Raw genomic sequence first — 13,377 nt, 5'->3', positions numbered from 1 at the left:
TTTCCTGTCTGCTCACGTTTGTACCATGTAAATCCCATGCAAAACAGGCTTATTCACGTAAATTTTTTTAATCCAAAGCTAAGAACAGCTGTACAGCCAGACTAAACACCTGTTTTTTGTGCCAGATAGGCCTGTAATCCCCGTTCGCGCAACACACAGCTCGGGCATTTACCACAACCGCCCTCTATACCATCATAACAGGTATGTGTGTGTTTCCGTACATAGTCCAGATAGCCCAGCTCATCCGCCAATGCCCATGTTTGCGCCTTATCCAGATACATCAGCGGCGTTATCAGCCTGAATTCATAATCCATAGCCAGATTCAGCGTTACATTCATAGACTGGACAAACACATTACGGCAATCAGGATAGCCGGAAAAATCTGTTTCACAGACACCGGCAATAACATCATGAATACCCTGCCCCTTAGCAAAAATGGCCGCATACAGCAAAAACAGCGCATTCCGTCCGTCGACAAAAGTATTGGGCAACCCTTCAGCCGGTGCCTCAATCGTCTGCTGTTTATCCATCAGCGCATTATGGGTAATACTTTGCAACAACGACAAATCCATTACTGTCTGTGCCACACCCTGATCCTGTGCAATCCAGCGTGCTTTTTCCAGCTCAATCGCATGACGCTGACCATACTGAAACGTAATCGTCTGCACATTCTCACGCCCGTAAGCAGCAATGGCCTGCAACAGACAGGTAGTTGAGTCCTGACCGCCGGAAAAAATTACCAGAGCCTTAGAATATTGTTTCATTATCCAGATTCCTTAGTTTTGATTTCAGAACCAGCCGGAAAGCCCTCTTTCCGGCCGCCTGACGTGGGAGGTTTGCGAACCACGCAGTCATTTATTACAAATTATAAAACATTTGCCCTCTTATACTGACAGTTTGGTCACGAAAGCGTGTAAAACAGGTAAAATAACCGGCTTTATTGCTGATATTTCAAATACACAAACATGTTGGTACTGGGAATAGAATCTTCTTGTGATGAAACCGGCGTCGCCCTGTACGACAGCACGCGCGGTCTGCTGGCTCATCAACTGCATACACAAATTGCCATGCATGCAGAATATGGCGGTGTCGTGCCTGAACTGGCCAGCCGCGATCACATCCGCCGGCTGACACCGCTTACTCAGGCCTGTCTGCAAGAGGCAGATAAAACATACAGTGATATCGACGCTATTGCCTACACACAGGGACCAGGTCTGGGCGGTGCACTTTTGGCCGGTGCCAGCTTTGCCAATGCACTGGCATTCGCCCTGAACAAACCGGTTATTCCGGTACATCACCTTGAAGGACACATGCTCTCGCCATTACTGAGCGAAGACAAACCTGTCTTTCCCTTCGTCGCCTTACTGGTTTCCGGCGGCCATACCCAGTTTATGGCCGTAAAAGGGATTGGCGACTATACCCTTCTAGGGGAAAGCATCGATGACGCTGCCGGAGAAGCTTTCGATAAAACCGCCAAACTGCTTGGTCTGCCTTATCCCGGCGGTGCCAGACTGTCAGAACTGGCCAGACTGGGACAACCGGGCAGCCTGCATTTTCCCCGCCCCATGCTGCATTCACACGACTTAAACATGAGTTTTTCCGGTTTAAAAACCGCAGTATTAACCGCAGTAAACAAAATCCGCACAGAAACAGGCTGTAAAGAACAGCTTCCGGAGCAAATTCGCAATGATATTTGCCGTGAATTTCAGAACGCTGTAGTAGATGTACTCACCAGCAAAGCCAGACAGGCATTAAAACAAACCGGTTATCAGCAGCTGGTTGTTGCCGGCGGTGTCGGCGCAAACTGGCAGTTACGCCAGAGCCTCAGCAACTTGCCGGGAATACAAACATTCTTTCCGCCAATGGCCTACTGCACAGATAATGGCGCCATGATTGCTTTTGCCGGTGCCATGCACCTGAGCAACGCACAGCCTGCTGCCGGTTTTAATGTAAAACCGCGCTGGCCGCTCAGCCAGATTGTTCAGTAATACCGTGCACCCTCAGCACGGTTAACCGCACAGATTAATATGATTGAAATTAAAAACCTTAGTTTACAACGTGGTAATAAACAACTTTTAAATAATGCCAGCCTGACCATCTATCCGGGTCAGCGTATCGGCCTGATTGGTAAAAACGGCACCGGCAAATCCAGCCTGTTCGCTCTGATTGAAGGTAAAATCAGCCATGACAGCGGTGATATCCGTTTACCCAAACACTGGCAACTGGCCACTGTCAAACAGGAAACACCGGCACTGGATATACCCGCGCTGGACTATGTTTTGCAGGGCGACAGCGAATTGCAGCAACTGCAACAGCTACTGCAACAGGCCGAAGATGACGACGACGGCTTCAAACAGGCAGAATATCATGCAAGGCTGGATGAAATCGGCGCCTACAGTGCACCGGCACGTGCAGCCAAACTGCTCAACGGTCTTGGCTTCTCACAGCAGGAACAGCAGCAACCGGTAAAATCATTCAGCGGCGGCTGGCGTATGCGCCTGAATCTGGCTCAGGCACTGATGTGCCGTACGGATTTACTCCTGCTGGATGAACCTACCAACCATCTGGATCTGGAAACAGTATTGTGGCTGGAACAGCATCTGGCCGGTCTGGATACCACCCAGATAATCATTTCGCATGACCGTGATTTTCTGAATGCCACCACCACTCAGACAGTTGAACTGACACAACAGCAGCTTATCCTCTACGGCGGCAACTATGATTTTTATCAGCAGGAACGTGCACAGCGGCTGACTCAGCAGCAGGCTGCCTATCTTAAACAGCAGGCTCATATTCAGCACCTGCAATCCTTTATCGACCGCTTTAAAGCCAAAGCCACCAAGGCAGTACAGGCACAAAGCCGAATCAAAGCACTGGCACGGCTTGAACGCATTGCCCCGGCACATCTGGACAGTGAGTTTTCGTTTCAGTTTGCGCAGCCTGACCATCTGCCCAATCCGCTGCTGAAACTGGAACACATCAGCCTTGGCTATGGTGACAAAACCGTTCTGCACGATATCGGCCTTTCAGTTGAATCCGGAGCACGTTATGGTCTGCTCGGGGTAAACGGCAGCGGTAAATCCACCCTTATCAAAGCCATTTCCGGCAGCCTGAAACCACTAAGCGGCCAGATTATCCGTGCCGAAAAACTCAAAATCGGCTATTTCGCCCAGCATCAGCTCGAAACACTGCGTGCTGACCAAAGTCCGGTCTGGCATATCCAGCAGTTATCACCGGCCGTACGCGAACAGGAAATCCGCAACTTCCTCGGTAGCTTTGCCTTCATCGGAGATATGGCTTTACAACCAATCGCCCCCTTTTCCGGTGGAGAAAAAGCCCGTCTGGCACTGGCAATGATAGTCTGGCAAAAACCAAACCTGCTGCTACTGGACGAACCCACAAACCATCTTGATCTGGACATGCGCCATGCATTAACTGTAGCATTACAGACGTTTAAAGGCGCACTGATCGTAGTCTCTCACGACCGCAGTCTGCTTGAATCCACTACTGATGCCTTAATTTATCTCAGTGATGGCGAACTGAAACACTTTGATGGTGACCTCAGTAATTACCGCCAGTGGCGTTTAACTCAGGATCAGCATAACGGTGAACAGCCGCAGGATTCGCGTGATAACCACAATCGCAAAGAGCAGAAACGCATTGAAGCACAACAACGTCAGCAGCGTGCCCGTCTGATTAAACCGTTATTGAAAAATATCGAAAAAGCCGAACGGGATATGGGAAACTGGCAGCAGCAACGCAAACAACATGAAGCATTTCTTGCCAGTGAAGAAGCATATCTTGACGAAAATCAGACAAAATTACAACAAACCCTTACCCAATTGGCCGAGCTCAAAGTAAAATTAGCTCAGACTGAAGAAAAATGGCTTGAATGGCAGCAAGAAGTCGAAAACATTAACCAGACTACTTGAATTATTGCAGTATAAGGCTCAATAATGACATACAAAAAAATCATTCCCATACTAATATTTACCAGTGGCCTGTTTATAGGACAGAGTGCCGTTGCAAAAGTGTATACCTGTCTTGAAAACGGCGAAGTTGTCTATACCTCAAAACTAAAGGGTAATTGTGCCGTAGCCAACTTACCGGCTATCGGTAGCTACAGCGACAGCCGTCCCAGCTACCGCAACAGTAGCGCTTCGGCCACAATACGCAGCCGCCCGCGGCCTGCAACCAAGGTAGCAACAGCCTATAGCGGCCTGCAACCCACAGTTAATATCGTTCCCAAAGGCAGCGACAATACCCGTCGTGCCATTTTGCAGCAGGAGCTGACCAATGAACGTAATGCTCTTGCTCAGGCACAGCAGGCACTGAACCGCAGCCGTACCGGTAAAGGCGGTAATATTACCGAACTGCAAAGTGCGGTACTTGACCGGCAGCAGAACATTCAGGCCATACAGCGGGAACTTGGTCGTATGTAAACCCAGATAAAGGATAAATCATGAGAAAATCCCTGATACTTGCCACATTGTGTACGCTGATAAGCACTTCTGCACTGGCACAGATATATGAATGCACCGACAGCCGGGGGAATCACAGTTACAGCGAAGTTCCGAAAGGTAAAAACTGCCATTCTGTCAGCAATCTGGGCGGGAATTTCTCAACCACTTCTGCCTACAAACCTGCGGTAGCTACTCCTGATACCAAAGATGCAGATTCAGCCGCCCGCAACCAGCCTGATCAGGCCGCGATTTCTGCTGCCCGTAAAAACCTTGCCGATGCCAAAAAAGCACTGGAAGACGGTAAAAAAATTCGTATGGGAAATGAACGCAACTACGTGCGCTATCAGGAACGTATAAAAGGTCTGGAAGATGCCGTAAAATCCCGGCAGCAGGATTTGGATAAAGCTTTGAATGGCAAATAAAATTTGCTTAGAATTTACCGGCTTAAAATACTTTTTAGCCGGTAAATAACTTGAATGATTCATTAAAAGTATATATCTGAGAATTAACTCTATTATTCAGGCAGTATTATCAAATATAAATCGTAGATAAACCATATAAAAACACTCCTGATATAAAGTAATAACATCATTCTCAGCCTCAACGCATCGATCAAATATCTGTTAAAACTACTATCAATATTGATTAAATAATAGATAATCATCACTATCAGTACAAAAAGATTTTCATTTCCTGATTAATCAATCTACGTCTGATGATTCTTTTCTCAAATTTTTAACTTAATTACTTTGAGAATAATCCTTTAGATTTAATTTTATCGCACTGTTTGGTAACTCCACACATAAACCTTTTGTCTTATTCTCTATTGACGGAATAAAAATTAAAGTTTTAGAACCAACGTTAGTCAGTAGAATATCTATATGTTTTAATTCGCAAAAATCATCATTACATGTAATTTTGAAGTTGGATTTAGAATTTTTCGAATTTAATCCATTTATTTTTTTTTGCTGTACTAAGTTAAAATAATTTTTATCTATAAATATTGATACATCAGTTTGTCTAAAGCCATAAATATTAAAAGGAAATTCAAATAAATTAGTTGAAAACAGACCAGCTCCTATTGGAATTAGTATCAATAAAAATATATAAAATATAATATTTTTAATTTTTTTATTTTTATCAGATTTTTCTTTTTCAATTTTTTGAGTTCGTGCTTTTTTTAATTTTTTAAAGATATTATTATCAGCACAGAATTTAAAACTAAAAAATATAACCATTAGAATTTGTACTATACCTATTTTTTTAAAACTAAAAATATCCGATCCAATACTAAATGCTAATATAAATACTTCTGATATTAATCCATAAGCTATTATAAATATTATAATAATGAATGACGGAATTCCTTTTAATTTATAATTTTTAATTTTATAAGCTTTTACTTTATAATAAATAATAGACGGAAATCCTAATATTAACATATAAATAGAAAAGAAAATTGCTATACTTGAAACATATAGCAAACCAACAATTAATATATATATCATACCAAAACTTATAGTTATTAATATAAATATTAATGTTTCACTAATTTGTACATCTGGAGGATAAAAATGTATCTTCATACAGTACAAAGTAAAAATAATAATCCCAATAGCTGGGCATGTAATACTTATAATCTTGAATATATTTAGTATCAATTGGGTAATTTCTTTAATTTTTTCCATAAATAAATTTTTACATATCATCATGTTATATCAACAAAAAATCCACCAATATTAACATACACAAGTTAACATTAGTGGATTTGATTTTATTCCATCTTTTTAATTATTATTTACTCCAGCTTCGGATGTAAATCAATATATTGCTGCTTACGCTTTTCCAGCTCACCTATCTGCTCCTGTAAGCGGGCAATTTCTGCATCAATATCATCCACACTCTGCTCAATATGCTGATAAGTCTGCACCAGCAGCTCACGCGCTTCCTGCTTATTCGAAGCAGAAGGAGACACACCGCGCAGCGGGCGGTTGGCCGTTTCTTTCAGGCAGATACCGGTAACAATACCGATAATTCCTACCAGCATCAGATAATAAGCCGGAATAAACAAATCATTAGTAGCATCCACCAGCGCAGCGGCAATAGTCGGCGTTAAACCGGCAATAATAATCGCAATATTAAATGCACTGGCCAGAGCACTGTAACGGATACGGGTAGGAAACAGTGCCGGCAGCGTAGAAGCCATAACACCGGTAAAAGAATTCAGAATCAGCGCCAGAATAAACAGCCCGAGAAAAATCAGCCCTACTTTGCCACTGGTAATCAGCTGAAAACACGGAATAGCCAGAATCAGCAATGCAATTGAGCCGCCAATCACAAATGGCTTGCGTCCGATTTTATCGCTGACAAAACCAATAATCGGCTGCATAAACATCATACCAATCATAATTGCAATAATAATCAGCACACCGCGATCTTCACCATAATGCAGATTATGCGATAGATAGCTGGGCATATAAGTCAGCAGCATGTAGTAAGTGATATTTGTGGTTAACACCAGCCCCACACTCACCAGCAATGTCGGCCAGAAACGCTGCACAATTTTCTTAAACGAAACCTGAGGCCGGTTACCAACATCTTCCTGCTCGGCCTTTTCCATCATATCCAGATGTTGCTGAAAAGCCGGAGTTTCCTCCGCAGCATGGCGCAAATACAAGCCCAGCAGACCTAAAGGAGCAGCCAGAAAAAACGGAATGCGCCAGCCCCAAGAGAGAAAATGTGCCGAACCCATAATATTTTCCAGCAATACCACCAGCCCTGCCCCAAGCACAAACCCGCAGATTGAACCAAAATCCAGAAAACTGCCCAGAAACCCGCGCTGCCGGTCGGGTGAATATTCCGCGACAAAAATAGCGGCTCCGGTATATTCTCCGCCCACAGAAAACCCTTGAGCCAGCTTACACAACAGCAACAGCACAGGTGCCCACATACCAATACTGTTATACGATGGAATCAGACCGATACAAAAAGTACTGAGTGCCATAATAATAATGGTAGTCGACAATACTTTCTGCCGGCCGAAGCGATCGCCAAGAATCCCGAAAAATACACCACCAAGCGGGCGCACCAGAAATGGTACGGAAAAAGTACCCAATGCGGCGATTATCTGCACACTAGGCGAAGCAGACGGAAAAAATACCTGTCCCAGCGCATAAGCCACAAAACCATATACCCCAAAATCAAACCACTCCATGGCATTACCCAGTGCAGCGGCAGAAATGGCCTTTTTAAGCTTATTCTGGTCAACAATAGTGATATCGTGTAATTCCAGCGTTCCGTTCTGAGTAGGAATCAGTGGTGGAACATGAGAAGAAGCCTCATTTTGTTTATTAACAGCTGTCATGATAATCCTCTCATTATTAATATTTAAATGATATTTCAATTATAACATGCGTCTGAAAAACGCTTTGTAATTGAATTTTAAAGAAAACTATCTACAGCATAATCGATAAAAGAGCGCTTGTGCTACAATTATTTCATTCCACCCCGATTTTTCATAGTTTATTAATTCACTTTCACAGCCTGTTTGCCGCATTACTGAGCCGCTATCCTGCCTGCTCCGGCATCAGCCCGCAAAGCCTGCCTGTACAGTGGCAGCTGTACATGAATCTGATGCAATTGCCGCCATAATACCTTTTCAACCACATCATCATCCGGCAGCGGCCTGCTCACTTTTAACAGCTCTGCCAATGCCTCCCACTTAGTTTGAAAAAGTGCGGAATCGGGTTTCTGCTCCATCAATTCTGCCAGACTGCCGGCAATCGTCATCCAGTATTGCACCTGTTCCGGCGTCAGCTGTGGACGCAGGCGATCCACCTGAGCACGAATCGCACCCAGTGCAGAAATACAGCTTAACAATACATAATTCAGTTGCAGCAAGGTTTTACCCTCAGCCAGATGTTGCCCGTAACGTTTTGGTTCCATCGACATATCAGCTACAGTATTACTCAGCGTAACCGCCAGCTCGTGTGCATTGCGTCGCGCCGCGCGATAAACAACATCGTCGCTTAGCCCGTTCTGCAACTGCTGCGCTACCTGTCGCAGATAGACACCATCACTACTTAAGGCGCGCCCGGCAATCCGCCCCAGCGTCAGATAACGCCAGTCCGGCCACAAATACGATACCGCACACCATGCCAGCACAGAGCCAAGAATCGTATCCGTAAAGCGTGACAGCATGGCTGACTGCGTATCCATACCGATAATCGCAAAACCCACCAGCACCTGAACCGTAATAAAAAACGTGGAGAAACTGTAGCGGCGAACCCTGAATGCAAAAAACAGCACCGTACTAACCACCACAATTATCAGCCTGCCAGACAGCGCAGGCACAAAATAAGGCAATGCCGAACCCACTACTACCCCAAGCAGCGTACCCACAATTCTTTGTTTCAGCCTGGCTGTTGTTGCCGAATAATTCGGCTGACAGACAATAACCCCGGTCAGCAAAATCCAGTAACCCATTTTCAGATGGAAACTTTCAACCACCACACAGGTAACAGCAGTCAGAATGGCCAGACGCACAGCATGGCGCAACACATTCGACTGAAAAGTAAAATGTGCTTTTAACGCCGGCAGAATATCGCGTATCCGGTCAACATCCAGCCCGGCAATCTGCAAATCACCGATGTTTTGTTCTTTACTGTTATTCTTTACCTGTTCCAGCCACAACAGCTGTTCATTAATCGCCAGAATATTAGCCGTTAACTGCTGTAAACCCGGTAAATCCTCATCACTGCCATGTTCTGCACAATAACGTGCCACAGCCTGCTGTACACCTTCACCGGCACGCTGAAGCATCAGATTAAATGCATACGGCTTATCTTCCTGCAGGCATTCACCCATCTGCCGGCAAGCCTGAGCCTGCAACACAATCAGGCGCTGAATACGGTAAATTAAATCAGAATGTGCCAGCTTATGCGCCAGTGCCGCATAATCAACATGACGCGAACTGATACGTTCATGGATATTCTGTGCAGTCAGATAATATTGCAGCAGCATGCCAATACTACGCTGCCGGTGCTGCCGGCGCAGACGATAAAACAAAGCAGTACGGCACTGATTAAAACCATTAATCACCGCCGTATTTTTCATTGCCAGCTCAAGTTCCCTTTCTGCAAGCAAATCCACCTCATCCGGGTCAAAAAACTGAGCTTTTACCAGCATATAATCGGCCAATCTGGCAAAAGAGCCGGCCAGATTGTCCTGCACCGGCCGGTTAGGAAACAGCAGATGCAGCACCAGCGTACACAGACTAAACAAACTGGTACCGCAAACCAGCATAACCGGATTGGTATACCAGGGTAAAAGCGGCGAATAAGTCAGCACCGTATACAGCATCACCAGCAGCGTACCAAAAGCAATCGTACGGTATCGCACATCAATAGCGCCCATCATCGTCATACTGAATGCCGCCCACACCATCAGCAGCGAAAACGCCAGCGGATGCCCGAATGTCCACTGCACCGCAGTAGCAGCCAGAGAAAAATGTATCAGCGTAAAAAACAGATTGCGTAAACGGCCGGTAAATCCATCATCCAGATCCACCAGCCCGCCGGCAATAATTCCCAGAAACAGCGCCGTACTTTCTGCCGTATTGCCCGTATACCATACCCACAGTGCCGCCAGCATCATACTGAGCAGCATCGGTAAATTGGCCAGATAACCTGTACGTACCGGAATTGTTCGCATCAAATCGCCTCTAATGACCAGAAAACACAACCTGCCCCATTTTAGCAAGCTGCCGGATAAACCGGACAGATTATTTACAGCATAAAAAAACCGGCTTCAAAAAGCCGGTTTTCCATATACAGACACAATTATTTCTTCTCAGCCTGCGCCTGCCAGGTATCACGCAAAGTTACAGTACGGTTAAATACCGGATTTTCCGCAGTATGGTCATAGCGGTCAGTCACAAAATAGCCCAGACGCTCAAACTGATAGCGTGTTTCCGGTACCAGCGTATTTGCTACCGGCTCCACCAGTGCATCAATTTCCGTTACCGAGGCCGGATTCAGAAACTCAGTAAAATCACGATACTGACCATCATCACCGCGTACCGCATCCGGACGTTCCACAGTAAACAGCCGGTCATACAACCGCACCTTAGCCGGCACAGCATGTTCAGTAGACAGCCAGTGAATAACACCTTTCACCTTACGTCCCTGTGGCTTAGAAGCCAGCGTGTCATGATCTATCGAGCATTTCAGCGACACCACCCGTCCGGACGCATCCTGCACCACTTCCTCACACTTAATCACATAGCTGTAACGCAGGCGCACTTCACCGCCCAGCGTTAAACGCTGCCAGCCTTTAGGCGGCTCCAGCGCAAAATCGTCTGCTTCAATATAAATCGTTTTCGTCAGCGGTATCAGACGCTCGCCCATTTCCGGATGATGCGGATGAAACGGTGCTTCACGGCTTTGCGTTATCGCCTCATCAAAATTAATCAGCTCAACTTTAATCGGATTGAGCACCGCAATCATCCGAGGTGCCACACTTTCCAGATCTTCACGAATAGCACCTTCCAGAACACTCATATCCACCACATTTTCGCTCTTGGAAATACCTACCCGTTTGGCAAACAGACGCAGCCCTTCCGGCGTATAACCGCGGCGGCGCATACCGGAAATAGTTGGCATACGCGGGTCGTCCCAGCCGGACACATGGTCTTGCACTACCAGCTGATTCAGCTTGCGTTTGGAAGTAATCGAATACAGCAGTTCCAGCCGAGAAAATTCATACTGATGCGGCTGATGCGCAATCGTAATATTCTCCACCACCCAGTCATACAGCGGCCGGTGTGATTCAAATTCCAGCGTACACAGCGAATGAGTAATATTTTCAATCGCATCCGAAATCGCATGCGTATAATCATACATCGGATAAATAACCCATTTATCACCAGTGCGATGATGATGCACACGGCGGATACGGTAGATTACCGGATCACGCAGATTAATATTGCCCGCAGCCATATCAATTTTCAGCCGCAGCGTTTTACTGCCGTCCGGAAACTCCCCATTGCGCATACGGGCAAACAAATCCAGATTTTCTTCTATCGTACGCTCACGATACGGGCTGTTTTTACCCGGCTCCGTTAACGTACCGCGATACTGACGCATTTCCTCAGCATCCAGATCATCCACATACGCCTTACCTGCTTTAATCAGCTCCAGCGCATACTCATACAAACGTTCAAAATAATCTGAAGCAAAACGTTCCTCATGCCACTGAAAACCCAGCCACTGCACATCTTCCTTAATCGAGCGCACATACTCATCCGATTCTTTCTCAGGATTCGTATCATCAAAGCGCAGATTACACAAACCATCATAAATATAAGCCAGACCAAAATTCAGGCAAATCGATTTAGCATGGCCGATATGCAGATAACCATTAGGTTCGGGAGGGAAACGCGTAATTACCTGCCGGCATTTCCCGCTTTGCAGGTCTTCCTCAATAATAGAGCGTATAAAATGATTATCGGCAAACTGATCTTTATTAAGCATAGTTCTTCTGAATATGTGCAAATGTGTTTTGCAGAATAAAAACGCCTGAAAACACCAACTAAAAGGTAATAATTATATACCCAATTTATATAAGCAATATACAATTATACTAACCAAAAACGTATCAATTAAACAGTTTAGTAATAATTAAGCAAATACTAAACCAAATCAGATGAAATACAAACAATAATTTACCGATTAATTAAATTCAGCATCCATCACCGGAAAAACCCAAATTGCCTTTGTCTGCCATCGGGCAGACTCAACAGCGACAATACCTACCTGTCAGACGCACACTGCCCGTACCAAATAAAATATGCTTAATATTCAAAGCATAAAAATCCAGCCAGCCGTAAAGCACAGAATACAACACACAAGCTGTAATACCACATCCGTTAAAATGGCATTGCGCCTTCAACACAATTCATTCCGTAAACATATTTTCAGCAAAACATCTTCCGGAAACGAACCCCATCACATCAGCCAGTTACAAAAAGCCATAATAAATCACTGAGCCGCCATAAACCCATGCATACATTAATATCAGCATTAATTTATTTCATATAATAATCAGACTACAAAACAAAGTTTTTATGTACAATTATCAGAATTAAATTTGAAAATTCATTCAAATAAAAATACACACATCTTTACCCGCACAATCAACAACCCGAAATTTTTATCAACACATGCTTTCTTCCGGTTTAGTGCCAGACACAATCCGGCATACAGCCTGCGCAGTTACCATCTTTAGTGCAGGTCTTAATACCGGCAAATAGTTATTCAGGCATTAAGAGCACGAATATCCGGCAGGAAGCAACTGATATCAAAGGATTAATCATGGTACGAGTAAACAAATTCAACCGGCAGAATAAATTTAAAAAAATAAACCGGCAACAAACAGGCAGTGATAAACAGCCCCAAAGCAAAGGGAAAATCAGCCCGGAAACACAGACATCTGCACGCACCGCAACCCCTTCCCTGCTTTTGCGCCTGTATCATTACTATTTCAACCCTGATAAAACCGTAAGAAGAAAAAACCGCATAAGCTCACTGCAAACAAGCGCCAGATTCTCCGTATTAATATGTATTGCTTTAATTATCTTTGCATCGGTCAGAAATATTATCAGATTAAAACATGCCAGCATCACCAACACACACACTTTACCGAATTCCGGTATCAAAAATACACCTGCTCCCATCAAAATCCGCAATAGCAGTACACAATCCCGAAACAAAGAGCACAAAATCCGGCAAGAACATCATTAACCAAATAAATTTTTAATAGTCACATACCGTATTATTAGCGAGAGAATAATAACAGAGAAAATAATTTATAATATCAAATAAAACCATCGGCATATCTAACCAATCCGGCAAAA

11 protein-coding genes are annotated in these 13,377 nt (G+C 44.6%); 5 read left to right on the top strand and 6 right to left on the bottom strand.

The window, feature by feature from the left end; all coding sequences use genetic code 11:
* Nucleotides 1-101: 101 nt before the first annotated feature.
* Complete coding sequence (gene queC / locus H3V00_RS08490) at nt 102-764, bottom strand: 7-cyano-7-deazaguanine synthase QueC (protein ID WP_198207614.1); 663 nt, start codon at nt 762-764, stop codon at nt 102-104.
* 201 nt (nt 765-965) lie between these two features.
* On the opposite strand from queC, the gene tsaD reads away from it, so the two are divergent.
* The 4 genes from tsaD to H3V00_RS08470 are packed head-to-tail and all read left to right on the top strand — an operon-like array spanning nt 966 to nt 4,885.
* Nucleotides 966-1,988, top strand: coding sequence for a tRNA (adenosine(37)-N6)-threonylcarbamoyltransferase complex transferase subunit TsaD (gene tsaD / locus H3V00_RS08485; protein ID WP_174829796.1), 1,023 nt, complete (start codon nt 966-968; stop codon nt 1,986-1,988).
* 39 nt (nt 1,989-2,027) lie between these two features.
* The gene (locus tag H3V00_RS08480) at nt 2,028-3,932 is read left to right on the top strand and encodes an ATP-binding cassette domain-containing protein (protein ID WP_198207616.1); all 1,905 of its coding nucleotides are present in this window, start codon (nt 2,028-2,030) and stop codon (nt 3,930-3,932) included.
* 24 nt (nt 3,933-3,956) lie between these two features.
* A complete protein-coding gene (locus tag H3V00_RS08475) occupies nt 3,957-4,442 on the top strand; it encodes a hypothetical protein (RefSeq protein WP_025330034.1) in 486 nt (161 codons plus the stop codon).
* A 20-nt stretch (nt 4,443-4,462) separates the two neighbouring features.
* The gene (locus tag H3V00_RS08470; RefSeq protein WP_198190273.1) at nt 4,463-4,885 is read left to right on the top strand and encodes a DUF4124 domain-containing protein; all 423 of its coding nucleotides are present in this window, start codon (nt 4,463-4,465) and stop codon (nt 4,883-4,885) included.
* 318 nt (nt 4,886-5,203) lie between these two features.
* Here H3V00_RS08470 and H3V00_RS08465 read toward each other — a convergent pair whose 3' ends face one another.
* The 5 genes from H3V00_RS08465 to H3V00_RS11450 form a co-directional block, all read right to left on the bottom strand.
* Nucleotides 5,204-6,151 carry a hypothetical protein gene (locus H3V00_RS08465; RefSeq protein WP_198207618.1) on the bottom strand — a complete coding sequence of 316 codons (948 nt, stop codon included), beginning with the start codon at nt 6,149-6,151 and terminating at the stop codon, nt 5,204-5,206.
* A 110-nt stretch (nt 6,152-6,261) separates the two neighbouring features.
* Nucleotides 6,262-7,827, bottom strand: coding sequence for a glycine betaine/L-proline transporter ProP (proP, locus tag H3V00_RS08460; RefSeq protein ID WP_084550064.1), 1,566 nt, complete (start codon nt 7,825-7,827; stop codon nt 6,262-6,264).
* A 191-nt stretch (nt 7,828-8,018) separates the two neighbouring features.
* A complete protein-coding gene (gene yccS, locus H3V00_RS08455) occupies nt 8,019-10,175 on the bottom strand; it encodes a YccS family putative transporter (protein WP_198207620.1) in 2,157 nt (718 codons plus the stop codon).
* A gap of 128 nt (nt 10,176-10,303) precedes the next feature.
* Complete coding sequence (locus H3V00_RS08450; RefSeq protein WP_198207622.1) at nt 10,304-11,995, bottom strand: glutamine--tRNA ligase/YqeY domain fusion protein; 1,692 nt, start codon at nt 11,993-11,995, stop codon at nt 10,304-10,306.
* A 262-nt stretch (nt 11,996-12,257) separates the two neighbouring features.
* Complete coding sequence (locus tag H3V00_RS11450) at nt 12,258-12,416, bottom strand: hypothetical protein (protein ID WP_180296330.1); 159 nt, start codon at nt 12,414-12,416, stop codon at nt 12,258-12,260.
* 419 nt (nt 12,417-12,835) lie between these two features.
* Here H3V00_RS11450 and H3V00_RS08445 point away from each other — a divergent pair, with 419 nt between their 5' ends.
* Nucleotides 12,836-13,264 (top strand): hypothetical protein, encoded by a 429-nt coding sequence (locus H3V00_RS08445; RefSeq protein WP_198207623.1) that lies wholly within the window; start codon nt 12,836-12,838, stop codon nt 13,262-13,264.
* Nucleotides 13,265-13,377 lie beyond the last annotated feature (113 nt).

It is taken from the genome of Snodgrassella sp. W6238H11 (genome assembly GCF_016100525.1).
Taxonomy (GTDB): domain Bacteria; phylum Pseudomonadota; class Gammaproteobacteria; order Burkholderiales; family Neisseriaceae; genus Snodgrassella; species Snodgrassella alvi.
Note: the sequence above shows the minus strand (reverse complement) of the source record. Positions and strands in the feature narration are given on the sequence as shown.

What these genes read in the sequence shown, in the direction of transcription:
- queC (WP_198207614.1), bottom strand. Translation starts at nt 764, where the DNA reads ATGAAACAATATTCTAAGGCTCTGGTAATTTTTTCCGGCGGTCAGGAC.
- H3V00_RS08480 (WP_198207616.1), top strand. Translation starts at nt 2,028, where the DNA reads ATGATTGAAATTAAAAACCTTAGTTTACAACGTGGTAATAAACAACTT.
- H3V00_RS08475 (WP_025330034.1), top strand. Translation starts at nt 3,957, where the DNA reads ATGACATACAAAAAAATCATTCCCATACTAATATTTACCAGTGGCCTG.
- H3V00_RS08445 (WP_198207623.1), top strand. Translation starts at nt 12,836, where the DNA reads ATGGTACGAGTAAACAAATTCAACCGGCAGAATAAATTTAAAAAAATA.
- proP (WP_084550064.1), bottom strand. Translation starts at nt 7,827, where the DNA reads ATGACAGCTGTTAATAAACAAAATGAGGCTTCTTCTCATGTTCCACCA.
- H3V00_RS08465 (WP_198207618.1), bottom strand. Translation starts at nt 6,151, where the DNA reads ATGGAAAAAATTAAAGAAATTACCCAATTGATACTAAATATATTCAAG.
- tsaD (WP_174829796.1), top strand. Translation starts at nt 966, where the DNA reads ATGTTGGTACTGGGAATAGAATCTTCTTGTGATGAAACCGGCGTCGCC.
- H3V00_RS08470 (WP_198190273.1), top strand. Translation starts at nt 4,463, where the DNA reads ATGAGAAAATCCCTGATACTTGCCACATTGTGTACGCTGATAAGCACT.
- H3V00_RS08450 (WP_198207622.1), bottom strand. Translation starts at nt 11,995, where the DNA reads ATGCTTAATAAAGATCAGTTTGCCGATAATCATTTTATACGCTCTATT.
- yccS (WP_198207620.1), bottom strand. Translation starts at nt 10,175, where the DNA reads ATGCGAACAATTCCGGTACGTACAGGTTATCTGGCCAATTTACCGATG.